Origin of the sequence: Agrobacterium sp. V1 (assembly GCF_030518355.1) — a bacterium.
In the GTDB taxonomy this organism is placed as follows: Bacteria; Pseudomonadota; Alphaproteobacteria; order Rhizobiales; family Rhizobiaceae; genus Agrobacterium; species Agrobacterium cucumeris.
In genome coordinates this window covers 1,835,068-1,861,293 of the sequence record NZ_JAULSF010000001.1, presented here as the reverse complement: position 1 = coordinate 1,861,293, position 26,226 = coordinate 1,835,068, and the positions used below count along the sequence as shown (strand labels likewise).

20 protein-coding genes and 1 tRNA gene are annotated in these 26,226 nt (G+C 58.1%); 10 read left to right on the top strand and 11 right to left on the bottom strand.

Annotation, left to right across the window (positions count from 1 at the left end; all coding sequences use genetic code 11):
* Window positions 1–232: 232 nt before the first annotated feature.
* Both carB and QSV77_RS09080 read right to left on the bottom strand, forming a co-directional pair.
* The gene (gene carB / locus QSV77_RS09085; RefSeq protein WP_302733204.1) at window positions 233–3,721 is read right to left on the bottom strand and encodes a carbamoyl-phosphate synthase large subunit; all 3,489 of its coding nucleotides are present in this window, start codon (window positions 3,719–3,721) and stop codon (window positions 233–235) included.
* 157 nt (window positions 3,722–3,878) lie between these two features.
* Window positions 3,879–4,700: a LytTR family DNA-binding domain-containing protein gene (locus tag QSV77_RS09080; RefSeq protein WP_302733203.1), complete on the bottom strand. Its 822-nt coding sequence runs from the start codon at window positions 4,698–4,700 to the stop codon at window positions 3,879–3,881.
* Between the two features lie 92 nt (window positions 4,701–4,792).
* On the opposite strand from QSV77_RS09080, the gene QSV77_RS09075 reads away from it, so the two are divergent.
* The gene (locus QSV77_RS09075; protein ID WP_302733909.1) at window positions 4,793–5,281 is read left to right on the top strand and encodes a DUF2306 domain-containing protein; all 489 of its coding nucleotides are present in this window, start codon (window positions 4,793–4,795) and stop codon (window positions 5,279–5,281) included.
* 98 nt (window positions 5,282–5,379) lie between these two features.
* Complete coding sequence (locus QSV77_RS09070) at window positions 5,380–6,288, top strand: neutral zinc metallopeptidase (protein ID WP_142840329.1); 909 nt, start codon at window positions 5,380–5,382, stop codon at window positions 6,286–6,288.
* 41 nt (window positions 6,289–6,329) lie between these two features.
* Here the strand turns inward: QSV77_RS09070 and QSV77_RS09065 are convergent, their stop codons facing one another.
* Entirely contained in the window at window positions 6,330–6,809 is a 480-nt protein-coding gene (locus QSV77_RS09065) for a DUF2938 domain-containing protein (RefSeq protein WP_142840328.1), read from the bottom strand.
* Window positions 6,810–7,098: 289 nt separating this feature from the next.
* Window positions 7,099–9,189: a methyl-accepting chemotaxis protein gene (locus QSV77_RS09060; RefSeq protein WP_302733202.1), complete on the bottom strand. Its 2,091-nt coding sequence runs from the start codon at window positions 9,187–9,189 to the stop codon at window positions 7,099–7,101.
* A gap of 329 nt (window positions 9,190–9,518) precedes the next feature.
* Here QSV77_RS09060 and QSV77_RS09055 point away from each other — a divergent pair, with 329 nt between their 5' ends.
* Complete coding sequence (locus QSV77_RS09055; protein ID WP_302733201.1) at window positions 9,519–10,916, top strand: MATE family efflux transporter; 1,398 nt, start codon at window positions 9,519–9,521, stop codon at window positions 10,914–10,916.
* Window positions 10,917–11,005: 89 nt separating this feature from the next.
* Here QSV77_RS09055 and carA read toward each other — a convergent pair whose 3' ends face one another.
* On the bottom strand, window positions 11,006–12,211 hold the full coding sequence (carA, locus tag QSV77_RS09050) for a glutamine-hydrolyzing carbamoyl-phosphate synthase small subunit (protein WP_142840325.1): 1,206 nt from the start codon (window positions 12,209–12,211) through the stop codon (window positions 11,006–11,008).
* A 338-nt stretch (window positions 12,212–12,549) separates the two neighbouring features.
* Between carA and QSV77_RS09045 the strand changes: the two genes are divergently transcribed.
* The gene (locus tag QSV77_RS09045; protein ID WP_170979832.1) at window positions 12,550–12,999 is read left to right on the top strand and encodes a GatB/YqeY domain-containing protein; all 450 of its coding nucleotides are present in this window, start codon (window positions 12,550–12,552) and stop codon (window positions 12,997–12,999) included.
* A 353-nt stretch (window positions 13,000–13,352) separates the two neighbouring features.
* Here QSV77_RS09045 and QSV77_RS09040 read toward each other — a convergent pair whose 3' ends face one another.
* Window positions 13,353–13,682 (bottom strand): BrnA antitoxin family protein, encoded by a 330-nt coding sequence (locus QSV77_RS09040; protein ID WP_302733200.1) that lies wholly within the window; start codon window positions 13,680–13,682, stop codon window positions 13,353–13,355.
* Window positions 13,645–13,926 (bottom strand): BrnT family toxin, encoded by a 282-nt coding sequence (locus QSV77_RS09035; protein WP_302733198.1) that lies wholly within the window; start codon window positions 13,924–13,926, stop codon window positions 13,645–13,647. Before QSV77_RS09035 ends, QSV77_RS09040 begins: the two co-directional genes overlap by 38 nt.
* A 198-nt stretch (window positions 13,927–14,124) precedes the next feature.
* On the opposite strand from QSV77_RS09035, the gene dnaG reads away from it, so the two are divergent.
* From dnaG to QSV77_RS09020, 3 genes are all read left to right on the top strand, one after another.
* Complete coding sequence (gene dnaG, locus QSV77_RS09030; RefSeq protein WP_302733197.1) at window positions 14,125–16,110, top strand: DNA primase; 1,986 nt, start codon at window positions 14,125–14,127, stop codon at window positions 16,108–16,110.
* A gap of 393 nt (window positions 16,111–16,503) precedes the next feature.
* Entirely contained in the window at window positions 16,504–18,558 is a 2,055-nt protein-coding gene (rpoD, locus tag QSV77_RS09025) for an RNA polymerase sigma factor RpoD (protein WP_142840321.1), read from the top strand.
* A 258-nt stretch (window positions 18,559–18,816) separates the two neighbouring features.
* Window positions 18,817–19,740 carry a DUF930 domain-containing protein gene (locus tag QSV77_RS09020; protein ID WP_302733196.1) on the top strand — a complete coding sequence of 308 codons (924 nt, stop codon included), beginning with the start codon at window positions 18,817–18,819 and terminating at the stop codon, window positions 19,738–19,740.
* A 164-nt stretch (window positions 19,741–19,904) separates the two neighbouring features.
* Here QSV77_RS09020 and QSV77_RS09015 read toward each other — a convergent pair whose 3' ends face one another.
* Window positions 19,905–22,457, bottom strand: coding sequence for an HWE histidine kinase domain-containing protein (locus QSV77_RS09015; protein WP_302733195.1), 2,553 nt, complete (start codon window positions 22,455–22,457; stop codon window positions 19,905–19,907).
* A 266-nt stretch (window positions 22,458–22,723) separates the two neighbouring features.
* Between QSV77_RS09015 and QSV77_RS09010 the strand changes: the two genes are divergently transcribed.
* On the top strand, window positions 22,724–23,146 hold the full coding sequence (locus QSV77_RS09010; protein ID WP_302733194.1) for a secondary thiamine-phosphate synthase enzyme YjbQ: 423 nt from the start codon (window positions 22,724–22,726) through the stop codon (window positions 23,144–23,146).
* A gap of 149 nt (window positions 23,147–23,295) precedes the next feature.
* The gene (locus tag QSV77_RS09005; protein ID WP_142840317.1) at window positions 23,296–23,637 is read left to right on the top strand and encodes a hypothetical protein; all 342 of its coding nucleotides are present in this window, start codon (window positions 23,296–23,298) and stop codon (window positions 23,635–23,637) included.
* Between the two features lie 163 nt (window positions 23,638–23,800).
* Here QSV77_RS09005 and QSV77_RS09000 read toward each other — a convergent pair whose 3' ends face one another.
* Window positions 23,801–24,544 carry an SIMPL domain-containing protein gene (locus QSV77_RS09000; RefSeq protein WP_269703268.1) on the bottom strand — a complete coding sequence of 248 codons (744 nt, stop codon included), beginning with the start codon at window positions 24,542–24,544 and terminating at the stop codon, window positions 23,801–23,803.
* Between the two features lie 181 nt (window positions 24,545–24,725).
* Here QSV77_RS09000 and QSV77_RS08995 point away from each other — a divergent pair.
* A tRNA-Ile gene (locus tag QSV77_RS08995) sits at window positions 24,726–24,801 on the top strand.
* 96 nt (window positions 24,802–24,897) lie between these two features.
* Here QSV77_RS08995 and QSV77_RS08990 read toward each other — a convergent pair.
* Complete coding sequence (locus QSV77_RS08990; RefSeq protein WP_302733193.1) at window positions 24,898–25,737, bottom strand: hypothetical protein; 840 nt, start codon at window positions 25,735–25,737, stop codon at window positions 24,898–24,900.
* Between the two features lie 64 nt (window positions 25,738–25,801).
* Window positions 25,802–26,173 (bottom strand): hypothetical protein, encoded by a 372-nt coding sequence (locus QSV77_RS08985; protein ID WP_302733192.1) that lies wholly within the window; start codon window positions 26,171–26,173, stop codon window positions 25,802–25,804.
* Window positions 26,174–26,226 lie beyond the last annotated feature (53 nt).

The window sequence follows — 26,226 nt, the reverse complement described above, 5'->3', positions numbered from 1 at the left end:
GGAAATGCCCGCGATCATGCGGGCAAGCACAGGCGAAATATATCCGCCTGTGGCCGAGGGCGGTATGTTGGTCTTGGATAAGGGCATCATGAACCTCACGTCGGAATGATGCGTTTTTGATACCGGAAACGGATTGCAGGGGGATTACGCAATGCGAAACGCCGCGGATCTTGCGACCCGCGGCGTTTCGTTTTCACTCAGCACGTGACGGCGCGGATTTCCCGCGGGTCGCTTACTGGAAATAGCTCTGCAGCGGCTTCACTTCCAGATTGCCGGCCTTCAGGGCCTGGATGGCAAGGGCTGCAGCTTCGGCACCGGCCATGGTCGTGTAATAGGGCACCTTCTGCATCAGTGTTGCACGGCGCAGCGACTTGCTATCGGAAATCGCCTTGTTGCTATCAGTGGTGTTGATAACGAGCTGGACCTGACGGTTGCGGATGGCGTCTTCGATATGCGGACGGCCTTCCTGCACCTTGTTGATCTTTTCGGCGTTGATGCCCCGTTCGGCAAGGAAACGCTGTGTGCCGCCGGTGGCCACGACCTTGAAGCCGCTTTCCACCAGAATGCGGATGGCGGGGAGAACACCTTCCTTATCGTCGTCACGCACCGAAACAAAGACCGTGCCGGAGCGCGGCAGGTCAACGCCGGCGCCGAGCTGGCTCTTGGCGAAGGCGAGCGCAAAATCCGTGTCGAGGCCGATGACTTCACCGGTCGAGCGCATTTCCGGTCCGAGCAGGATGTCGACGCCGGGGAAGCGGGCGAAGGGGAAGACGGCTTCCTTGACGGCGATGTGCTTCAGGTTGCGCGGATCAGGCTTTTCGCCATAGGCGGCAATCGCTGTATTGAGCTTTTCACCGGCCATGACGCGGGCGGCGATCTTGGCAATCGGCGCGCCGATGGTCTTGGCGACGAAAGGCACGGTGCGCGAGGCACGCGGGTTGACTTCGAGAACGTAGATCGTGCCGTCCTTGATGGCATATTGCACATTCATCAGGCCGCCGACATTCAGCGCTTTTGCGAGAGCCGTCGTCTGGCGCTCCAGCTCGTCAAGAGTTTCCTTGCTCAACGAACGCGACGGCAGCGAGCAGGCCGAGTCGCCCGAATGGATGCCGGCTTCTTCGATATGCTCCATGATGCCTGACACGAAGACGTTTTCGCCATCGCAGAGCGCATCGACGTCGACTTCGACGGCGTTGGTCAGGTAGCTGTCGAACAGCAGCGGGTTCTTGCCGAGCAGGGTGTTGATCTGGCCGGTCTTGTCGTTCGGGTAACGCTGCTTGATGTCTTCGGGTACGAGGCCCGGAACGGTGTCGAGCAGATAGGTCTGCAGCTGGCCTTCCGAATGGATGATCTGCATGGCGCGGCCACCCAGAACGTAGGAGGGGCGAACAACCAGCGGGAAGCCGATTTCAGACGCGACGAGGCGGGCCTGCTCGACCGAATAGGCGATGCCGTTGTTCGGCTGGGCGAGATCGAGCTTCATCAGCAGCTTCTGGAAGCGGTCGCGATCCTCGGCAAGGTCGATCATGTCAGGCGCGGTGCCGAGGATCGGGATGCCGTTCTTTTCCAGCGCTTCGGCAAGCTTCAGCGGCGTCTGGCCGCCGAACTGCACGATGACGCCAACCAGCTCGCCCTTTTCCTGTTCGGCGCGCATGATCTCTATCACGTCTTCGGCCGTCAGCGGCTCGAAATAGAGGCGGTCGGAGGTGTCATAGTCGGTGGAGACGGTTTCCGGGTTGCAATTGATCATGATGGCTTCGAAGCCGGCATCCTTCAGCGCGAAGGCGGCGTGGCAGCAGCAATAATCGAACTCGATGCCCTGGCCGATACGGTTCGGGCCACCGCCGAGGATGACGACCTTCTTGCGGTCGGAAACCTGCGCTTCCGAGCGGGCTGCGCCAACGAAGGGAATTTCATAGGTCGAATACATGTAAGCGGTCGGCGAAGCGAATTCGGCAGCGCAGGTGTCGATGCGCTTGAAGACCGGGCGAACATTGAGGCTGTTGCGCAGTTCGGCCACTTCTTTCGGGCGCTTGGACGTCAGGCTGGCGAGGCGGGCGTCGGAGAAGCCCATGGCCTTCAGCATGCGCAGGTTTTCAGCATCCTGCGGCAGGCCATGCTCGCGGATACGGGCTTCCATGTCGACGATGGCCTTGAACTGGGCGATGAACCACGGATCGATCTTGGAGTTTTCGTGGACTTCTTCTTCGGTCATGCCCATGCGCAGCGCCTGGGCGACCATGCGCAGGCGATCCGGCGTCGGCGTGCCGATGGCGGCGCGGATGGCGTTCTTGGAGCCTTCGCCTTCCTCAAAACCGGGGATTTCGATTTCATCGAGACCGGTGAGGCCGGTTTCCATGCCGCGCAGCGCCTTTTGCAGCGATTCGGCGAAGGTGCGGCCAATCGCCATGACTTCACCGACCGACTTCATGGCGGTGGTGAGGATCGGCGAGGCGCCGGGGAACTTCTCGAAGGCGAAACGCGGGATCTTGGTGACGACATAGTCGATCGACGGCTCGAACGAGGCGGGCGTCGCGCCGCCGGTGATGTCATTTTCCAGCTCGTCCAGCGTATAGCCGATGGCGAGCTTGGCGGCGATCTTGGCGATCGGGAAACCGGTCGCCTTCGATGCCAGCGCCGACGAGCGCGACACGCGCGGGTTCATTTCGATGACGACGAGGCGGCCATCTTTCGGATTGACGGCGAACTGGACGTTCGAGCCGCCGGTTTCCACGCCGATCTCACGCAGCACCGCAATCGAGGCGTTGCGCATGATCTGGTATTCCTTGTCCGTCAGCGTCAGCGCCGGTGCGACCGTGATCGAATCACCCGTGTGGACGCCCATCGGATCGATGTTTTCGATGGAGCAGATGATGATGCAATTGTCCGCCGTGTCGCGGACGACTTCCATCTCATATTCCTTCCAGCCGAGCACTGATTCTTCGACCAGCACTTCGGTCGTCGGCGATGCATCGAGGCCGCCCGAGACGATGTCGAAGAATTCCGAGCGGTTATAGGCAATGCCGCCGCCGGTGCCGCCAAGCGTAAACGACGGGCGGATGATGGCGGGCAGGCCGACATGGTCGATGGCCTGGGCGGCAATCGCCATGGCGTGGGCCATGTAACGCTGCTTGCGATCGGTTTCGCCGAGGTTCCACTGGTTTTCGAGGTCGTCCAACGCCTTGTCGAGCTCAGGACCGGAAAGCTTGCCCTTCAGTTCGGTGCGGGCGATTTCGTGCTTCTTGCGGTCGGCATCCTTGATTTCGGTGGCGTTGGCGAGCATCGACTTCGGGGTTTCAAGGCCGATGCGGGCCATCGCTTCGCGGAACAATGCGCGGTCTTCCGCCATGTCGATGGCTTCGGGCTTCGCGCCGATCATTTCGACATTGTAGCGGTCGAGAACGCCCATGCGCTTGAGAGAAAGCGCGGTGTTGAGCGCGGTCTGGCCGCCCATGGTCGGCAGCAGCGCGTCCGGGCGTTCCTTGGCGATGATCTTGGCGACGACCTCAGGCGTGATCGGCTCGACATAGGTAGCGTCGGCAAGGCCCGGATCGGTCATGATCGTTGCCGGGTTGGAGTTGACCAGAATGACCCGGTAACCCTCTTCCTTCAGCGCTTTACAGGCCTGTGTGCCGGAATAGTCGAATTCACATGCCTGGCCGATGACAATCGGTCCTGCGCCAATGATGAGGATGGACTTGATATCTTGGCGCTTCGGCATGGCTCTCTCGTTCCGCTTTTTGGTTGCGCAAAACACCGGCCAGGGTGGAAGATCACCGGCCGGGGAGCGCAATTCAAATGTTTTCAGGCTAGAAGCGGCTTATAGGCAAATGTTTTTGAGAACGGAACCCCATAAATTCCGGAATCGACAGAAACTCTTAGCCGGCGGGGGCACGCGCGGCAAAACGGGCCTGCACCGCCGTGCTGTAAGAGCGGCTGACGGGAATTTCCGTGCCGTCTTTTGTGACGATGTGCAGACGTCCTGCCTGCCTGCGCAGCGAGACTATATCGGCATCGGCAACCCAGTGGGATCGGTGGACCTGCCAGCCCTCGGTCTGGCCTATTTCTTTAAGCGCATCGGAAAAACGCAGCAGAACGAGCTGGCGTCCGCGCGTGGTGACGATTTCAGTATAATGGTCCTGCACCGACAGCCGCAGTAATTCTCCGCGCTTTTGCGGCGGCAGCCGCTCCAGCAGCGGCGCGGTGCCTTTTACCTCGCATTTGCCGTCTTCCCCCGTGTCCGTTACGGCAACTGCCGTCGTTTCGAGGGGCTGGCTGGCGGTGAGATAACTCAAGAGGCAAAAGATAGCACAAAGAGGCAGGGACGACAGGCTGCTTTGCAGAAAGGGGCCGAAACCCATTTCCGTGCCTGAAAAGACCCGGTTGGTGATGGTAAGTAAGAGCCCTATTGGCAGCGCGGCCGTCAGCGAGCCGAGCATCATGCGCGCCAGCATGTTTCTGATGCTATCGGCGAAGATGCGGTTGGCGATGATGGAAAAGGATATGGCAAATGTCCAGGCGCCGGCCTGTATGATTGTCCAGTAAAGCAGCCGGTCGGCGAAACTCATGGTTTCGCTCGTCCCGAAGGGTCCGGTCACGATAAAGATCGCCAGCACGGCGAGAAATGTCAGCCACAGCCTGCGCGATTGCAGGATGGCGTGCATTTCACGAAGCGTGGATTGCATATATGGGTGATCCACGAAGTTTTCCTGCTGATGGCGCCAATCCGTTTTCCCTGGACGCATGTTTTGCCGAAATTGCCGGTGATTTCAACAGAGCCGAAACAGCGCCCATGTCATTCCAGCCTTTATTAGATGCACCGCTTGCCGTGCAGTTCCATGTCGCCACCGTCGTGCCCGCAGCCATTCTCGGGGCCTTCATCTTCCTGCGTCCCAAGGGCACCGCCATCCACCGGCTGCTTGGCAAGATCTGGGTGGTGCTGATGGTCGCGACTGCGGCTTCTACCTTCTTCATCCATGAATTGAAGGTGTTTTATGGTTTCAGCCCGATCCATCTGCTTTCCATCTTCACCATCTATGGGTGTCTGCAATCGGTTTATTTCGCCCGCCGCGGTGATATCAGACGGCATATGCGGATCATGCAGAGTGTTTATCTCGGCGGTATCGTGATTGCCGGCGGCTTCACATTCGTTCCGGGGCGCATCATGCATGAGGTTGCCTTCGACGACGGGAGAGCGGGTTTTGCTGCCCTTTCCGCTGGTGCACTGGTGTTCGCCTTCCTGTTTCTGGCGGTGTTGAAACAGAGACGTAGAGCCGTGTGAGAGGTTCCGTTTGCCGCCTCTGCTTTCTTCCGGAACAAGATGTATTATAGTGCCGTTATAAGGCAGCTTGTTGAGGCGGTATTCGCCGGGAGAAGAGCATGGAATGGAGAGGGCGTCGCCAGTCGGACAATATCGAGGACCGGCGCGGCATGTCAGCGGGATCGGGTGATCCTTTTTCCCGCGGCGGGATGCGGGTACCGATTGGACGTCGCGGCGGCGGTATCGGGATTGGCGGTCTTCTGGTCATACTTCTGATCAGCTGGGTGCTCGGCATCAACCCGCTGACGCTGCTGACCGGCGGCGATATGTCGATGGACGGCGGCGGCACGACGCAACAGCAATCCGGCACGCGCCCGCAGGGTCAGTCGTCGGATGAGACAACGGCTTTCGTACGCACCGTGCTGGCGGAAACCGAGGATACCTGGAGCGGTATCTTCCAGTCTGCCGGCGAGACCTATCAGAAACCGACGCTGGTGCTGTTCTCCGGTCAGGTGTCTTCCGCCTGCGGTAACGCCTCCGCCGCCAGCGGCCCGTTTTATTGCCCTGGCGACCGGAAGGTCTATCTCGATACTAACTTCTTCAAGGAACTGGACCAGCGTTTTGGTGCAGCCGGCGATTTCGCGCAGGCTTACGTGATTGCGCATGAAGTTGGCCATCATGTGCAGAACCTGACCGGCGTCCTGCCGGAGTTCAACCGTCGCCGCCAGTCGATGAGCCAGGTGGATGCCAACAAGATGTCGGTGCGGGTGGAGCTTCAGGCGGATTGTTATGCCGGCATCTGGGGCAAGTTCACCGAGCAGAAGGGGATTCTCGAAACGGGCGATCTCGAAGAAGCGCTGAACGCCGCCCACCAGATCGGCGACGACACGTTGCAGAAGCAGACCCAAGGTTATGTGGTGCCTGATAGTTTCAACCACGGCACTTCGGCGCAGCGCATGGAATGGTTCAAGCGCGGCTTCCAGAACGGCCGTGTCGAAGATTGCGATACCTTCTCGGCGAATATCTGAGACAAAGACAGGAGAGGGGGCTTTTCAGCCCCCCTTTTCATTTAGCGCATCAAAAGTGCCACGGCATACATGCCCAGCGCGAAGATCGTGTGGGCCACGAGGTTGAGAATACGGACTTTTGTCGGATTGGGCGTTTTTGATGCCGCCCAGCCGATGCCAAGACCCGGCTGCAACAGGAACCAGCCCGCACCAACCGTGACGATGCCAACGATCCATGGCTGGATGAAGGATGGGTTTGCAAACCATGCAGCCGGCACCACCAGCGCCAGAATAATGCCGTAGAGGATGCCGACGGCATAATGCGAAATCCAGCCGAGCGCCAGTTCATGCTCGTAAGGTGCGGCAGTGGCGATGCTGTCGTGAAAAATCGTGCCTTTTGGCACATGCCAGAACCAGCGGCCAACCGGCGCCCAGTTCGGTGCTGACTGGCCGAAAAACCGATGCAGCACAATCGCCCATATATCCATAAACACGGTGCCGCCAATGCCCATGGCAATGCCGCGCCAAATCAGTTCCAGCATGAATCCCTCCACATATCATGATCGATCAAGCTCTAGCGGATCGGGCCGGTAGAGAGAACGGGGTATCGTTCGCGCGCCAAATAAAAATGGCCGGATCGGTCCGGCCATGAAAGAGGTTGAAACCTTTCCTCCGTCATGCCGGACTTAATCCGGCATCCAGCCACGGCGCGTCTGCGCCGTGAGGAAATGAGTCTTTCGCGATCAAGGACTTGATCGCGCTGGACCCCGGATCTAGTCCGGGGTGACGGGGTTTGTATGCTTTGCCTCCACCAACTAGCAGGCGGTTCTCCTAAGCAGCCCGCCCATATTCCGCCTGCCGCCGCGTCGCCGTGGCAAGCTGGAATTGTGCCAGCAGTTCGTTGAGCGCCGCCGCTTCCGAAGCCAGTCCGTGGCTGGCGGCCGTCTGTTCTTCGACCATGGCGGCATTCTGCTGGGTGCCCTGATCGATGGTGTTGATGGCGGTGTTGATTTCCTGAAGCCCGGTCGACTGTTCGCGCGACGACGTCACGATGGCGTCGATATGGCGGTTGATCTCCTGGACTTCGCGGACGATGGTTTCCAGCGCCTTGCCGGCATTGCCGACGAGATCGACGCCGGATTGTACCTGCGATGTGGAGGCGTTGATCAGCGTCTTGATCTCCTTGGCCGCGTTGGCGGAGCGCTGGGCAAGTTCGCGCACTTCCTGGGCGACGACGGCAAAACCCTTGCCGGCTTCACCGGCGCGAGCCGCTTCCACACCGGCATTCAGGGCCAGAAGGTTTGTCTGGAAGGCGATTTCATCGATCACGCCGATGATGTTGCTGATCTCCGACGATGATTTTTCGATGCCTTCCATGGCGCGAACCGCATCTTCGACGATGATGCCGGATTGTTCGGCATTGCCGCGGGCGCGATCAACCAGACGGCCGACTTCCTCGGCGCGGCGGGCGGAGTCCTTCACCGTGGTGGTGATTTCCTCGAGTGCCGCGGCGGTTTCTTCCACCGAGGCGGCCTGCTGTTCGGTGCGCCGTGCCAGATCGTCGGCGGATTGGCGAATTTCACCAGCACCGGCGTCGATTGCGCGGGCATTCTGGCCAACGGTACTGAGCGCCACATTCAGCTTGGCGACGGAGTTGTTGAAATCGTCGCGCAGGCGGTCGATGCGGATCACGAAAGGCGTGTCGATACGGTAATTGAGATCGCCGTCCGAAAGATGCGCCAGGCCTTTGGCGAGCGAGTCGACCGCGAACTGGATGTCTGCGGCATCTTTTGACGCCAGTCTCTCGCGCTCATTGCGCTCCTGTTCGGAAAGCGTGCGGTTCTCTTCGGCATCACCTTCCAGACGCAGGCGCTCCATGGCGTTCGATCTGAAAACGGCAACCGCTGCGGCCATCGAGCCGATCTGGTCGGTGCGCTCCTGGCCGGGAATGACGACATCGAGATTGCCGGCCGCGAGGCCTTCCATGGCCGAGGTCATCTGCGTGACGGGGCGGACGATGAAACGGGAGAGCACGGTTGCAAGCAGCGCGATCATGATTGCGGCGGCAAGAACCGTGGCAATGGTCGCCGCCAGCCGGAACTGGCCGATTGCGCTGTAGGCGATATCGGAATCGACGACGAAGCCGAGATACCACTCGACCGAGGGCAGGCCGGCAACCGGTATGAAACTGGTGATCTTGCCCTTGCCGTCAATTTCAGTCTGGGAAATTGCCGAGGAGATTGTCGGTGTGTTGACCTTGAAAAGATCGCTCAGCGGCTTTTCGACGAGTTTCGGATCGGGATGAATGAGGATCTTGCCATCTTTGTTGACAAGGAAGGCATAACCGTCCGTGCCGGCATCCACGGACTTGATCATCGTGACCAGCGAATCCAGCGAGAAGTCGCTTCCCGTCACGCCAGCCAACTTGCCGTCAACGGAAACGGGCATGGCGGCAGTGATGACGAGGCCGCCGGTCGAGGCGTCGGTGTAAGGTTCGGTCAGCACCGGCTTGCCGGCCTTGACTGCATCCAGATACCAGGGGCGCTTGCGCGGGTCATAACCTTCCGGCAGCGGTGTTTTCGGGAATGTCGTGAAGACGCCGGTTTCGGCATTGCCGAAATAGGTGGACATGAACTGCGCTGTCAGCACGTCGTTCTGCAGGAACTGCAGCTTGGCGTCGTCCTCCGGAAGCTTCGCAAGCGTTTTCGCCACCGTGTCGGTGAGCATGATGCGGCCGCTCAGCCAGTTGGCGATGCTCTGTGCGGCCTGCTTGCCGGACGAATCGATGTTTTCCGCCACCGCTTCCGTGGTGACCCGGTGCTGAAGGCTATCGATATAGAAAGAAAAGCCCGCAAAGGCGGCGACAACAAGTGATGACGCCGCAAACAGGATGCGCGTCATGAGGTTGGATTTTTTTGGCAAGCTACACGTCCTTGAAACCAGATATGCCCGGTCGGGTCATCTTGGAGAATGGTGGGAAAGACATGCCTCTAAGGCGGGAGTATTCTGCGTCATGCAGCTTATGATTTAAAAGAACTATGCGATGTTCTAATAGGTAAAGCGAAATGGTAAAATTCGACTAAATTTGTTCAGGCTCATGCCGTTTCAGCCGGTGCCGGCAGGGTTTGGAATTCTGCGTAAATTTTGATCATCGGGCCGCAAAGGTTGCGTGCAGGAAGGGAATATTTTATTCATCACCCTGCTGCCGTTGCGCAATTCGCGGGCAATGGCCAAAATTCAGGTGAATTACAATGTCTTCGTCGGTTGTTGCAGAAACCGTTCCCTCCGGATCGGGGTCGTGGCTTTCGCATTTCAAGGCTACGCTTGCGCTTGGAATTCCGCTTATCGGTGCGCAGCTCGCCCAGCTTGGCATCCATACCACTGACATGGTCATCGTTGGACAGCTGGGGGCTGAAAAGCTGGCGGCCATGGTGCTGGCCGGGCAGTTCTTCTTCGTCGTCTTCATTTTCGGCTCGGGATTTTCCGTGGCCGTGGTGCCAATGGTGGCGCAGGCCTACGGGCAGGGCGATGCGACGGCGGCCCGCCGCTCGCTGCGCATGGGTATGTGGGTGGCGATCGCCTACTGGATTCTCGCTTTGCCGGTCTTCTTTAATGCCGAGCGGATTCTGGTCTATCTCGGGCAGAACCCCAACGTGGCGGCGCTGACTGGCCATTATCTCGCCATCGCCAAATTCGGCCTGCTGCCGGCTTTGCTTTTCTACGTGCTGCGCGGCCTTGTCAGCGCCATCGGCCGTGCGGGCATCATTCTTTATGTCACCATCATCATGTTGGTCATGAACGGTTTGATGGCCTATGCGCTGGTGTTCGGCCATTTCGGCCTGCCGGCAATGGGCATGAATGGCGCTGCCGTCGTTGCCGTCATCGTTAATGCCTTCAGTTTCATCTTCATCGTTATCTATGTGCAGACGCGTGAGGAGACGAAGAAATACGAGCTGTTCGTGCGTTTCTGGCGGCCGGACTGGCATGCACTTTTCGAAGTGTTGCGCTTGGGCCTGCCGATCAGTATCACCATCCTTGCCGAAGTGACGCTGTTTGCCGCCGCATCGATCCTGATGGGGCAGATCGGCACCGTGCAGCTTGCGGCGCATGGCATTGCCCTGCAGCTTGCCTCCATCGCCTTCATGATCCCGCTCGGCCTGTCGCAGGCGGCAACCGTGCGCGTGGGCATCGCCCGCGGTCAGGGCGATTTCAAAAACCTCATTCGCGCTTCGATCATGATCTACGCCATTGCCTGTGGCATTGCCCTTTGCGGCGGCATTTTGTTTGCGGTCGTTCCGGATTTTCTGGCGAAATGGTTCCTCGATCCAAAATTGCCGGAAGCTGCGGAAGTGCTCGCTTATGCCAGCAGCCTCGTTGTCATCGCCGGCGTCTTCCAGCTGGTGGATGGCATTCAGGCCGTGACGGCAGGGCTGCTGCGCGGGCTGAAGGATGCGCGCATTCCAGCGATGCTGGCGCTGATTTCCTATTGGCCGATCGGCCTGGCACTTGCCTGGACCATGGCCTTTCCGCTCGGCTTTGGCGGACGTGGAGTCTGGTTCGGTTTCGTGATCGGTCTTTCGACGGCGGCTGTTTTGCTCACCGTCCGCTTCGTCATTCTGGTGAAGCGCGAAATGCAAACGGCCCGCTGATAGCGGGCCGTTGTGTTCTTTCTGGAATGTAACGCTCTGTCGTCATCCTCGCCCTTGACCCGAGGATGACGTCGAACGCGAAAGGCCCATCAGCGCTCGGCGAGCGCTGCCTCACCCTGTCTTTCGCGCAGCAGATTAACGAAGCGGCGGAAGAGGTAGTGGCTGTCCTGCGGGCCGGGCGATGCTTCCGGGTGGTGCTGAACCGAGAAGACCGGCTTGCCGACGATGCGCAGGCCGCAATTGGTGCCATCGAACAACGACGTATGGGTTTCTTCGACGCCATCAGGCAGCGATTTGGCATCAACCGCAAAACCGTGGTTCATCGAGACGATTTCCACCTTGCCTGTCGTGAAGTCCTTGACCGGGTGGTTGGCGCCGTGATGGCCCTGATGCATCTTTTCAGTCTTCGCACCGACGGCGAGACCGAGCATCTGGTGGCCGAGGCAGATGCCGAAGATCGGCAGTTCGCTCTTGATGAGGTTCTGGATAACCGGCACGGCATATTCGCCTGTCGCGGCGGGGTCTCCCGGGCCGTTGGACAGGAACACGCCATCCGGCTTCAGCGCCAGAATGTCTTCGGCCGAAGTCTGGGCCGGAACCACCGTCACCTTGCAATCAAGACCGGCGAAAAGGCGCAGAATGTTGCGCTTGACGCCGAAATCCACGCAGACGACGTGATATTTGGCATCGGCTTCACCGAGCGTGCCGTAACCCTTGTTCCAGACCCACGGCGTTTCAGCCCAGGTGGAGGACTGGCCGGAAGTCGCCTCGATGGCGAGGTCGAGGCCGACGAGGCCGCTCCAGGCCTTTGCTTCCGCCTTCAGCGCCTCTATGTCGAAGACGCCGTTCGGATCATGGGCGATGACCGCGTTCGGTGCGCCGTTTTCGCGGATCCATGCCGTCAGCGCGCGCGTATCGATGCCGCAAAGGCCGATGACGCCGCGGGCCTTCAGCCAGGCATCCAGATGCTTGACGGCGCGGAAGTTCGAAGGGTCGGTGATATCGGCCTTGAAGATGACGCCGACGGCGCCGCGGCGGGCGGCGGGGGTCAGGTCTTCGATGTCTTCCTCATTGGTGCCGACATTGCCGATATGTGGGAAAGTGAAGGTGACGATCTGGCCGAGATAGGACGGGTCGGTGAGGATTTCCTCGTAACCCGTCAGCGCCGTGTTGAAACAGACTTCGGCCTGAACCTTGCCGGTTGCGCCGATGCCTGTGCCCTCAATCACCGTGCCATCGGCAAGAACAAGCATTGCAGTCGGTTTGCGGGTAGTCCAGGGCGCTGTCTCGGTCATCTCGTTCCGTTTCTGCCGCTTCGCACCCCGCCTCTTGAAAGGCAGGGGGTAAGGGGCCATTTTTGTCGCAGGCTTCGTGACATAAAGGGGCGCGCGATAAAGCTCGCGTTCCGACCCTTCGTTAAAATCTCGTGCAGGTGCCGGAAAATAACGAAAGCAGCCCAAGCGGTCAACCATGGGCCCAAGATTTACGCGGATTTAAGATGCCGTGGATTCAAGGGCTTATGCAATTGATTTGCTTGAGCGTAGTTGCTCGTTTATGTCGTTGCGAAAAATAAGGTGGAAAGTTTGCCTATCGCGAAGCTGCGGAATGGGCTTTCCCAAGGAGAAGAAAAATGATGCGCGACACGTTCGCAAATACTTTGAAAGATGCGCTGAAGGCTCGGGACGCCAGACGTACCTCGACCGTGCGTCTCATTCAGGCGGCCATCAAGGATCGCGATATCGCCAATCGCGGCGTGGGCAAGGACCCCGTCAGCGATGAAGATATCATGCAGATCCTGACCAAGATGGTAAAGCAGCGCGAAGAGTCCGCCACCATCTATGACGGTGCCGGCCGACCCGAGCTTGCCGCGCAGGAGCGCGAGGAAATCGTCATCATCAAGGAATTCATGCCGGAAGAGATTCCGGCCGAAAAGGTGCGCGAACTGTGCCAGGCTGTCATCAGCGAGACCGGTGCCTCCGGCCTGCGTGACATGGGCAAGTGCATGAACGCGCTGAAGGAGCGTTATCCCGGCCAGATCGACTTCGCCAAGGCCTCCGGCGTTGTCAAGGATCTGCTGAAGTAGGCTTCCAGCGTGTTGGAAAAAGTAAAGGCAGGGTAGCCACGGCTACCCTGCCTTTTTTCTGTCGACGAAAGCGCATTCCGGCGGATCAAAATGCGGTCCTCACAGGCTTTTTTAGGGGGACGTGCCTGTGGGCGTCGGCAGATTTATGGAAATGTTCACGCACTGCCTTTGACTGTGTTTTGTTTTTACACCGCCGCGACGGGGCGCTCAAATTACAAAAACATAATTTTTGGTGATGTTGCACTGCCATAAATTTGCCGAAAGCAGGCGCAATGGGGACCTACCGTCTCCCAATCGCTCGAAAATGATCCTCGCCTTCTGCGCCGAATTCGGGCAATCCGTGTCGAGACGTTTCAGCCCGGCCGCTTTTTCTGCTCATGCACATAGTGGCGCAGCACCGCATTCATGCGGGTTTGATAGCCTTTGCCGGTGGATTTGAAGAAATCGACGACATCCTGGTCGAGGCGAATGGAGATCGATTGTTTGGCTGTGGGGAAAACCACTTCGGCCTTTGACCAGTCGATGTCTTCAAAGCCGGCCCAGTCTGGATCGTCGCGCATGGCGCGGTTGATATCTTCGTCGGTCATGGCATCGATGCGGGCCAAATCGGTGCGATCTTCACCTTTGGCGATCTTTTCCCGGATCTCATCCAGGGAATATCTGACGATACGTTCTTCGCTCATTTTTCCTTGTCGCTCTTGCTGATATGATCCTGCAGACCTCGCCCCGCATCGTATAAACGATTGCGATGAGATCGTCCGTGTCCGGGCATATCGCCAGAATACGACATTCCCCGTTTTGGTCGGAGCGACTTTCTAGATGGGGTTGTGAAAGCGCTCGTGCCGCCCTTGGAAAGTCGATACCGTGCTTCTCGATATTGCTCAGCCGCTTGTTTTCATCCCAGTCAAAGGAAATGAAATCTTTCATCACGATATCCATGAGTGACCTACCGCTGCTTTCAGCTCACAGGCACTCATGCGTCGAGTTCGTATATATACTTGTATATTCGTCTGTATATACACTTATGTCAATGCCGCCTGTGAATATCGGGTATTATTTGCCTATCCATTTTGTATTGCGGCCTTTATGCGCTTATATGAAAGACTGGCCTCGAACAGGTAACCCATGCGCTTTTCCAATTCTTTTCTCGATGAGATACGCGACCGCGTGAACATCTCCGATGTGATCGGTCGACGTGTGTCCTGGGACAAGAAGAAGACCAATACGCCGCGGGGCGATTATTGGGCCTGCTGCCCGTTTCACGGTGAAAAAAGCCCCAGTTTCCATTGTGAGGACCGCAAGGGGCGGTATCATTGTTTCGGTTGCGGTGTTTCCGGCGATCATTTCCGGTTCTTGACAGACCTTGAGGGCTTGAGTTTTCCCGAGGCCGTGCAGCAGATTGCCGATATGGCCGGCATTTCCATGCCGCAGCCCGATCCGCAGGCGGAAAAGCGTGAGCGTGAGCGCACCTCGCTGCAGGATGTCATGGAAATGGCGACGCTGTTCTTTCAGGATCAGTTGCAGACGGCGCTTGGCGCGCCGGCGCGGGCTTATTTGCGCGATCGCGGGTTGACCGGACGCACCATCGAGACTTTCAGGCTCGGCTTCGCGCCGGATAGCCGTAATGCTCTCAAAGAACATCTGGCCAGCAAGGGTGTGGCGCGCGAGCAGATGGAGGCCTGCGGGCTGGTGGTGCATGAGAACGTGCCGGTTTCTTATGACCGGTTCCGGGATCGCATCATGTTCCCGATCCTGTCGTCGCGGGAAAAGGTGATCGCTTTCGGCGGCCGCGCCATGGCGGCGGATGCGGTGGCGAAATATCTGAATTCCAACGAGACCGAGCTTTTTCACAAGGGCAATGTTCTCTATAATTTTGCCCGCGCCCGCCGCGCCTCGCAGGCTGCCGGCGGTACCGTTATTGCCGTTGAAGGCTATATGGATGTCATCGCGCTTTATCAGGCCGGTGTCGAAAACGCCGTCGCGCCGCTCGGCACGGCGCTGACGGAAAGCCAACTCGATCTCCTCTGGAAAATGTCACCGCAGCCGATTCTCTGCTTTGATGGTGATGGCGCCGGCATTCGCGCCGCCAACCGTGCAGCCGATCTGGCTTTGCCGCATATCAAGCCAGACCGCTCCGTCAGCTTTGCGCTTTTGCCTGACGGAAAAGATCCGGACGATCTCGTGCGGCTGGAGGGACGGGCGCCCTTCGACCGGGTGCTTTCGGAAGCCAAACCGCTTGCCGCGATGGTCTGGAGCCGTGAAACATCCGCCGTTACCTTTGATACGCCCGAAAAGCGGGCCCAGCTTGAAAGCCGTCTGCGACAGATCGTTTCCGTGATCGGCGACGAGACGGTGCGCCGTTTTTACCAGCAGGATATGCGCGACAGGCTGAATGGCTTCTTCCAACCGCGCTTTCAGCAGGGCGGGCAACAGGGCGGGAACTTCCGTCGCGATGGCGGGCAGGGCGCCGGGCGCGGCTTCCAGCGCAATGCGCCGGGGCGGGGCGGGGCGATGTCGGCGCCTGCCAGCAGTATTTCGGACCGGTTGGCGCAATCGGGTCTGGTGAGGGGGTATCAGACCAAGCCCTCGCTCCGGGAAAGCGTTCTTGCCATCACCATCGTCAACCATCCCGAATTGCTGCTCGAGGAATATGACGAGATCGCTGCCATCGATTATGAAAACCGCGATCTGCAACGTCTGTGGTCGACAGTGCTCACCTATGCGGCGGAAAGTGCGGCGGAGATATCGCGGGCAGGGCTGATAGAGCGCCTGTCACAGCAGGACTTCGAGGCGCTGTTGAAGACCATGGACCAGCAGGTGCGCAATGCCCGCCTGTGGACGGCGACTGAACAGGCGGCGATGGAAGATGCGCGCGAAGGTTATGTGCAGGCGCTTTCCTTGCACAAGCGAACCAAATCCCTGCTCTGGCAGAAGCGGGAGCTGGAACGGGAAATCGCCGAGGCGACGGATGACGAGCGCGGCACGCTTCTGGTGCGGGCATTGGCGGAGGTGCAGCTTGAAATCGGCCGAATGGAAAATCAGGAGGCGATCATCGATGGTTTCGGGGTCATGTCCGGCCGGGTGAAGGGGCCGGCCTTCGGCCATGGCTGAAAGGGCTGGCCAAGAATTGAAAGACGTGTGGGGTTGCCTTTTGCGGCAAGCGTCCTAAATAGGGGATAGTCTGGTGATAACCGTGAAATGCGGCCTTTTTTGAGAATTTCCGTGGCTGTCTCGCCCTCAAAGGCTTGACGGGGCGGGAAATAGCGGGAATCACCATTTCAGGAAAAGTAAGGTGGAATGAGCCTTGGCGGATAGAAATTGCATGAGCAAGCATTTCCGGGTGCACTGTCTTTGCATTCTGCCTGAGGCTGCCGTGGTTAATCGGCAATTAAAGATCACTCCGTTAGGTGTCTGACAGTGATTCGCGGCAAACCGCTGGATGCTCAAGGGGCGGACGGCGATGCGGCGGAACAGGTGTTAGCGTCAGGGAAAGCGACGAGATAGATGGCAACCAAAGTCAAAGAAAACGAAGAAGCAGAAAACGAACGCGACGGTGCGACGGACGGTCCGCTTCTCGATCTTTCGGATGACGCGGTCAAGAAAATGATCAAGGCCGCCAAGAAGCGCGGCTATGTGACGATGGACGAGCTGAATTCCGTCCTGCCGTCCGAAGAGGTGACCTCCGAGCAGATCGAAGACACGATGGCGATGCTGTCCGATATGGGCATCAACGTCATTGAGGACGAGGATGCGGAGGAAGCGTCTGGCGAGGCCGAAAGCGACGATTCGGAGTCGGAAGATTCCGAAGGCGGCGAACTGGCGCCCTCCGGCGGCACAGCACTTGCGACCGCCAAGAAGAAAGAACCGACCGACCGTACCGATGACCCGGTGCGCATGTATCTGCGCGAAATGGGTTCGGTGGAGCTTCTGTCGCGCGAAGGCGAAATCGCCATCGCCAAGCGCATCGAGGCCGGCCGCGAAACGATGATTTCGGGCCTGTGCGAAAGCCCGCTGACGTTCCAGGCGCTGATCATCTGGCGCGACGAACTGAACGAAGGCACGACGCTGCTGCGCGAGATCATCGATCTCGAAACCACCTATTCCGGTCCGGAAGCCAAGGCTGCGCCGCAGTTCCAGAGCCCGGAAAAGATCGAGGCGGACCGCAAGGCTGCCGAAGAAAAGGAAAAGACCCGCAAGCTGCGTGCGCCGAGCGGCGACGATGACGTGACCGATGTGGGTGGCGATGGCCTGCCGCCGGAAGAGGAAGAAGAGGACGACGACGAGTCCAATCTTTCGCTTGCCGCGATGGAAGCCGAACTGCGCCCGCAGGTCATGGAAACGCTCGACACCATCGCTGATACCTACAAGAAGCTGCGCAAGCTTCAGGACCAGCAGGTTGAGGCGCGTCTGGCCTGCACCGGCACCCTGTCCTCCGGTCAGGAGCGCCGCTACAAGGAACTGAAGGATCAGCTGATCACGGCCGTCAAGTCGCTGTCGCTGAACCAGAACCGCATCGACAGCCTCGTCGAGCAGCTCTACGACATTTCCAAGCGCCTGATGCAGAATGAAGGCCGCCTGCTGCGCCTTGCCGAATCCTATGGCGTCAAGCGCGACAGCTTCCTCGAGCAGTATCACGGTGCGGAACTCGACCCGAACTGGATGAAGTCGATTGCCAATCTGGCCGCTCGCGGCTGGAAGGAATTCGCCCGCGAGGAAAGCAACACGATCCGCGAAATCCGTCAGGAAATCCAGAACCTCTCCACGGAAACCGGCATTTCCATCGCCGAATTCCGCCGTATCGTTTCGATGGTTCAGAAGGGTGAGCGCGAAGCGCGTATCGCCAAGAAGGAGATGGTCGAGGCCAACCTGCGTCTGGTGATCTCGATTGCGAAGAAATACACCAACCGCGGTCTGCAGTTCCTCGATCTCATTCAGGAAGGCAATATCGGCCTGATGAAGGCGGTCGACAAGTTCGAATACCGTCGCGGTTACAAGTTCTCGACCTATGCGACCTGGTGGATCAGGCAGGCAATCACCCGTTCGATCGCCGACCAGGCCCGCACGATCCGTATTCCGGTGCATATGATCGAAACGATCAACAAGATCGTTCGCACCTCGCGCCAGATGCTGCACGAGATCGGCCGCGAGCCGACCCCGGAAGAGCTGGCCGAGAAGCTGGCCATGCCGCTGGAAAAGGTGCGCAAGGTTCTGAAGATCGCCAAGGAGCCGATCTCGCTCGAAACCCCCGTGGGTGACGAAGAGGATTCGCATCTCGGTGACTTCATCGAAGACAAGAACGCGCTGCTGCCGATCGACGCCGCCATTCAGGCGAACCTGCGCGAGACGACGACCCGCGTTCTGGCGTCGCTGACGCCGCGTGAAGAGCGTGTTCTGCGCATGCGTTTCGGCATCGGCATGAACACTGACCATACGCTGGAAGAAGTCGGCCAGCAGTTCTCGGTCACGCGCGAACGTATTCGTCAGATCGAAGCGAAGGCGCTGCGCAAGCTGAAGCATCCGAGCCGCTCCAGAAAGCTGCGCAGCTTCCTCGACAGCTAAGCGTTTCGCTTCCTTTAAAATTGAACCCGGTCAGTCACCTCTGGCCGGGTTTTTTGTTTCCCGCACTGGCGAACTCTGCGACAAGCCTTATGTGTGAAAATAAAGCGCTCCGTTTTTCTCTGAAAAGCCAGATGCTTTATCCCTTTGTTTTTACGCATTGTCCTGATGTGACGGCGGTTCCGCATTTGACAGGCAATGCTCAGGTTCGATGAGATGGAACAGGTTTCGGCAGAAAAATGGCGGTGGAGAGGTTGGGCTGTGCCCGTCTCCGTGCTGCTGCATCTTGCCGTTGTCGCGATCTTCCTTTTCGAACTGCCGGAACGGATAGCCGAGCCGCAGGAGCCGGAAAGCATCAGCGTCGATCTGGTGCCGCCGCCTGAGGAGAAGAAGGCAGAGGAAGGCAAACCGCCCGGTGCGGAAGAGGCAAAGCAGGAGGAGAAGCCGCAACCTCCGCCACCACCGCCTGCACCGCCGGCAGAGGAAGCAAAACCTTTGCCGCCCATGCCGGCAACGTTGCCCGCCATCGCCATGAGGCCGGAAGAGGCGCAGTCGGACCCCGAAGACAAGCCGGGAAAAGCTGAAGAGGCGGAAAAGACCGAGCCTTCCGAGCAACCAGAAAGCCAGCCGGAAAAAACGGCAGAGGAGAAGCCCGCGCCTGCTGCCGCCAATAGCGACCTTCAGGCTTCCGCCGATCAGGGGGAGATTGCGGTTTCGCCCGCCAAGCAAGAGGCTGAGCCGGATCAAGCACCCGTGCCGCAAGCGAAGCCCACGGAGGAAAAGCCAGCTGACGTGGCGGAAGAAAAGCCCGCAAAACTTCCTGCTGCCAAAAGTCTGCTTTCCTCGTCGCTGCTTTCTCCCGCCCAGAGACGTCAGATGTTCGGTGATCTTCCACCGCGTCGCCGTGTCGTGCAGCTTTGCAGCACGGAGGCCCTGGCCCAAATTCAGGGTGCGGGTTTTGCCGCCAGAGGCATGATACCCTTTTCAGATACCGGTGGCAGGATCTCCGGGAACTCGATCGATGCTTCGGGCGGCGCATTCAACACCGGCAATAACTGGCACGATGTATCGTTCCAGTGCGAGGTTGATCTGGAGAATTATACCGTCACGGAATTCCGGTTTAAAATCGGCAATGCGGTAAGCCCGGATGATGCGAAAAAGCGCGGCTTCACGCGTTTCCAGTAAGGGCAGCAGATTCTGAGGTCGCCGGTGAAACTCCCAACATCTCTTTCGTCATCCTCGGACTTGTCCCGAGGATCTGCAATCGATTGATTTTGTTGGTGTGCTTAAATCCCTGGGACAAGCCCAGGGATGACGCAGTGCAAGGCACTTTTCGCGAACTAAGGACGTTATACCCTCTCCGGATCACCCACCAGCAGCCCGATACCCGCCATGAGCGCATCCTCGTCATAAGGCTTCCGGATCACCGGCACATTGCCGAATTCATCCGGTACCATGCTGCCATCCGCATAACCGGTGGCAAAGAGGAAGGGGATGCCGCGGCGGTGGAGTTCCCGGGCGACGGGGATCGAGGTGTCGGAACCGAGATTGATGTCGAGAATGGCGACGTCAGGCACGTAGCTCTTCAGCTTTTCGATTGCCATCGCCGATGAGGTTGCTGTTTCGATCGTCTTGATGCCGTTGTCTTCCAGCATGTTTTCGACATCCATGGCAATCAGCATCTGGTCTTCGACAAGCAATATCTTCAACGGTTCCTCCCGATTGTAACGTCTGGCCTGCGGCACGATTTCTTCCCCGGTTTTTGCGGTGGAGGCCGCCATGGCCGATGAAACGTGGCGGGAGGGCAGGAGAATGTCCGCCTCCAGCCCGTCCGGCAAATATCGCATCGTGCTGCGCCCACCGAGATCGTAGGGAATGCTGCGGCTGATGAGCGCCGTGCCGAAACCGGCGCGCGACGGCGTCGGCAACTTGGTTGGCAGGGTTTCACGCCACTGGATTTCGCAATCGCCGTTCTCGTTGACTTCCCAGTTTACGTGCAACTGCCCGCCGGTCTGCGAAAGCGCACCGTATTTGGCGGCATTCGTTGCCAGTTCATGCAGAACCAGGGCCATGACGGAGAAAGCGCGCGAATCGAGCGTGACCTGCGGACCTGCAAGCTTCACCGTCGTTTCCGGCGAGCGATGCGGCGACAGTTCAGCTTCCAGCAGATCGCGCAACGCGCCGCCGCCTTCACCGCGAATGATCTGGTCATGGGCAAATGACAGCGCCTGAATGCGGCCCTTCAGCGCGCTCACATATTCCTGCAGCGTCTTGCCCTCCTGCGAGGGATTGCCGACCAGCGATTTGATGATGGCGAGAACATTCTTGACGCGGTGATTAAGCTCCTCGTTCAGCATGCGCTGGCGCACTTCCGCGCGCTCCCTCTCGCCGGCCATCAACTCGCTGTGATGGAAGGCGACCTCAACAAGCGCAATTCTGGCCGCTTCGGCAATTTCCCGATCGGCTTCCGACCAGGGCTGCGCCTGCAGGCGAACGGTTTCTTTCCAGATGGCGAAACTCTTGCGCGGGGTGAGGCGGTCGCCCAACGGGCCGGTCTCATAGGATTTTTCGGGATTGCCGGCCCAGTTCAGATTTTGAACGATCTCCTTGCGGAAAAACAGCAGATAGTCGTTCTTGACCTGCGACAAGGGAATGGCAAGCATCCCGGCGGCGGTGCCGGCATAGATTTCCGCTTCCGGTATGGCGTGCGACAGCGCATGGGTGGCCCAGACCTTACTTTCGGAAGCCGAGGCGACGAAGCGCGCCAGCCTTGGAATGGCATCCTGCGGCGGCGTTGCGCCATGGCCGTGCCAGTTGTTGCCAACCCATAGCCCGACGCCATCACAGGGCATAAGCTCGGCAAAATCCTGGAAACTGTCGATCAGCAACTCTTCGATGTTGGCGTGATGGGCGGCGAGCCGCAGGAAGCGGTCAAGTGCGGCATGGGCGTGGTTGACGGTATCGAGCCGGCGTTTCTGCTTCAGAACCTGCAAATGCATGGAGAAAAACTCTCCGAACATTTCGGCGGCGATCCGGACCGGCATCGTCAGCACGCGCGGAGAATAATGGTGACAGGCGATGAGGCCCCACAGCGCACCATCGACAATCACCGAAATCGACATGGAGGCACCGACACCCATGTTGCGAAGATATTCGCAATGGATGGGCGAGACGCTGCGCAGATGCGCGAAGGACAGATCAAGCGGTTCGCCGGAGGCGTCGAGAGCGGGCAGCACCGCCACGCGCGCACCGCTGGCATCGGAAATGATGCGTAGCGTGTTCTTGAGATAAAGCGCCCGGGCTTGCTGCGGTATGTCGCTGGCCGGAAAATATTGCCCGAGAAAGCTTTCCAGTTCCGGCTGTTTTGCCTCCGACACCACCTTGCCGGCCCCGTCTTCCTCAAAACGGTAGATCATCACCCGGTCGTAACCCAAAGTCGCCTTTATCAGCCGGGTCGTTCTGGAAATCAGGCTTTCGACGCTGTCGGCCTCGCGGATGCGGTCCACCATCTTGCGCGCCGTGCCAAGCGGCTGCGTTTCGCCTTGCGATGGCTCGAACTCGATGATGGTGGTGGATTTGTAACGGTGCAGGGCAATATCGAAGCTGCGGCCATCGCTCATCTGCATGTTTGGAAGCATGGCAGGGCGGGTGGTTCTGCCGGTTACAGTCAGCGCGTTGCGAAGATCGTGGACGAGGTCCTTACCGAGCACCTCTTCGGCAGTCCTGCCGTTCAGATCTCCCTCGATGCCCAGAATGTCGCGGCAGTTTTCCGAATGCCGCAGGACCATGCGCAGGGCATTGTCGCAGGCGATCAGACAGCCATGCGGTTGAATATAACCTGGAATGTGGATGGGTTCGCGATCGCAATTGGTCAGGTCGACTTGATAGTCAGTGGATGCCATGAAGAAGTCTTTCGCACCCTGTGCCCGGCTTGGTACTTGTCTTGTGTCGAAAATAGTCTGTTCGTCGAGGAACGGGGAAGCCTGAATAATTCATTCTGATATTGCCAACCCTTCCCTGTTTTCTTGCAACCGTGACGTCGCTTTTCCGTTAGTTGTTACGGCCCGCCGTCGCGTTATTGTTTTATCTCTACCCCTATCGGATAGAATTTGACATGGCGTAACGTTCGCAGTGCCGATTTTGTTCCAGCCTGTTTGAAAGAAAAAATGTGCCGCAGAAGACAATAACCATCGCCACCCAAGGACAGGGGCTCTACGAGTTCACATCCGAAGCCAATGGTTTCGTGAGAGGGAGCGGTGTGGACGAAGGCTTGCTGACAGTCTTTGTCCGGCACACATCCTGCTCGCTGCTTATCCAGGAAAATGCCGATCCGGATGTCCGGCGCGATCTCTCGATGTTCTTTTCCCGCCTCGTGCCGCCTTCGGACGATGCCTCGATGCGCTGGGTCATCCACACACTGGAAGGCCCTGACGATATGCCTGCGCATATCAAATCGGCCCTGACGGCGGTTTCGATCGGCGTGCCGATCGGGCAGGGCAGGCTCGCGCTTGGCACCTGGCAGGGCATCTATCTTTTCGAGCATCGCGACCGGTCGCACCGCCGCGAAATCGTGCTGCATATCTCCGCCTGATCTTCCATTCATGAATGGGTGTTTTGCCGTTAATAACCATGAACCCCTGCTGAACATGCGGTTCTGTTAATGTTCAGACGGCTGGAACTAGGGTCTCCTCAATCGCTGAGGGACGTTCCCTGCCGGCGAAGAACAAATGGAGTGAGTTCATGTTCAACACCTTTGCAAAAGCCGGCCTTGCCGCTCTCATTGCCTTCGGCGGCATCTCCGCCACCGCTCCTGCGGCTTCGGCTGGCTCGGATGTTCAGTTCAGAGTTCAGGTTCAGGATGGCTATGGCCATGACAGAGGCCGCGGCTGGGGTCGTCCCGATCGCCCGCGCTTTGGCTGCTCGCCGCGCTTTGCGGAAGAAAAGGCAAGCCGCATGGGTCTTCGCCGTGCCCGCGTTGTTGACGTATCGCCGCGCCGCGTCGTGGTTGCGGGCTTCGACCGTCAGGGCCGTGACCGCATCGTCTTCGCCAATGAGCGTGGCTGCCCGGTCATCCGCCGCTAAAGCGGACAATATCGATCCGGTGACATCCCCGTCCGCCGGATGGATAAAAAATGCCCCTCGCTTGTCCGGAAAGGCAGGCGAGGGGCATTTCTTTTTTTAACCGGCCGATGCCGGATTTAAAACGGGCGGGAGGCGGCACGCAGGTGCCGCCTTTGACGTGTTCTTACTGTTCGAGGGCGAAGGTGACGTTGACCACCACGCTGTAATTGTTCTCACCCGAAGCGATCGGCACGCTGTCGGCTTCCTTCATCATCGACGCGCGCATCGCGCCGGCTGGCATCGGCATCGGGCGCTGCGAGTTTTCGCTGATCTGAATGACACGGCCGAGCTTCACGCCTGCCGCTTCCGTCAGCGTCTTCGCCTTGGCGATCGCATCGGCCACGGCCTGCTTGCGGGCCTCGGTAACCGTGGCTTCGGGCTTGTCATTGGTGAAGGTGATATCGCCGCCCTGATTGATGCCAAGCTTGACGGAGGTATCGAGGATCGCGCCGAGCTTCTTCAGGTCGCGCACCCGCACCGTCAGGCCGTTGGAAACCTGATAGCCGGTGATCTCAGGCGCAACATAAACGCCGTCCTTAGGCTCATAATGCTTGTAGAGCGGCTGTACCGAGAAATTGCTGGTCTGCAGATCCCGGTCTTCGATGGCGGCTTCTTTCAGCGCCTTCAGAACATCGGCAAGCGCCTTGGAATTCTCCGTAAGCGCCGCGGCCGCTGTTTCCGCCTGCTTGACGACGCTGAAGGACAGGATCGCCATATCAGGGGCAATGGCCGCCTGGCCTTCGCCGGAAACACTGATGGTGGCTTCGCGCGGGTTGGCTTCCTGTGCAAGCACCTGGCTGGCCAGCGGCACCATTGCTGCTGCGGTCAAAGCGGTGAGTGCGAAAAGGCGGGCCTTTTTTGTCGTCATGGTGTTTCCTCGTTGATTGTGTCCCTTTGGAGGGTATTGCCTTAGATTGTGTAGCTAATACGGCGGCGGTGCCTTGCGGAAGCATCAATGGCTTGTCGGGCTATAAAAATTACGTTAGAGCGTGACCCACCGGATTCGAACCATTGCGAAACCGGTATTTCGGATCACCTTGCTCCGATAAGGGCCTGTAGCTCAATGGTTAGAGCCGGCGGCTCATAACCGCTTGGTTGGGAGTTCGAGTCTCTCCAGGCCCACCAATTTTCTAACGTTTGAAAACAGTTATTTGCTTCCATTTTTATAGACGTCTGCTCGTGGATTCATGCATGCCACTAGCCGAAAGCGCTGACGTTTGCTCATTCTCCAAGCTTTTTTAGATGATCAGAGCACCTTAAATAGAAAAGGAAATATGGCTCTACAAAATCGAGTACATCATCGTTCCATTCTAGAACGGGAGAACTTGCATTAGATTCTTTCGACAGCTCGGTCATCTGTTGGAGCGCCGCGTTTACGCTAGACCCAACTGGGAAGTCATCCAGACATACTGCTCTTATTCGTGCGATAATCTCATCGTAACGTAAGGCGAGTTGGGCAGGCTCGGACGCCATTGCCAGCAGCACAGCGCGATAGACATCACCATTTGTGCCGTCAGCAAGCGCAAATGTTTTTCGTTCGGTTCCACGTTGACGAGGACCTGCATGGATTTTTTCTAGAAGAGATGACCAATCGGTAAAGGTGGAGGTTTGGAGAAAAACCGCTTTGAGATCTTCTTCAGAAACGTCCACGCGGACATGCTGAAGGAGAGTTTCTCGTATGTGTTTTTGGAAGCAAAGGTTCAGGCAAAGGCTTTGCATCAATTGCGGTGATCCAAATGCTTCCTCCGCCAAGCGTTCTATGATGGATGGTGCCAAATCGACATTTAGTTCACGAAAACCGGCTTCCGCAATCATTTTTAGATGCAAGAGCGACCAATAGCCCAAATCGATGGCGGCAAGTCTCCCGCGGAGTTCGGGGTTGGAACGAACGACGTCGTCCGAACGATGTGGTACCGACGCTGTGCAGAATTTAACCCCATTCTCAATTGCGGCCTTAATGTTCCTTCCAATCTCATCTTGATACTCATTGGAAATGTAGTGAAAATCGTCAATAAATACGACAAAATCGCTGCCACCGATTTCTTTGATGACGTCAGTCATTCCCGATTTAGAATAGGTCTTAGTTGTCGAGCTTCCGCTGCGCCTCTCGACTGACACCTCTCCTTCAGCAGACCCTTCGGTTATAAAACGGAATACCAGCCTTGCCGCCTGCTTTAACGGAGGTGCCGTAAGTCATTTCCTTGTCGCCAGAATGTTCTTCGCTCGAGGGAATATCCATCCACTTGAGTATTGTGAGCCAAAGATCGTCGGCTGATTTTAGGGAGGCACCATTGATGTTGATCAAAAGGTCTTTATCAATAACCTTTCGTAAAAGAACCGTTTTGCCCGATTTGGAAGGGCCGGATACTGAGACGGCCATATTTTTCATGGAAAATGCGTTTTGAAGACGTTGTTCAAGATCGAGATCTGCGCGCTCGACATATGTGTAAACTGGGCTGCTATTTGGTGTGAAGACGTCAGTTGCTGAAACTGTCAATGTACTACTCCGGATGTTTGGCCGAAGGTGCACGAAAGTTTTTTGATTCTCAA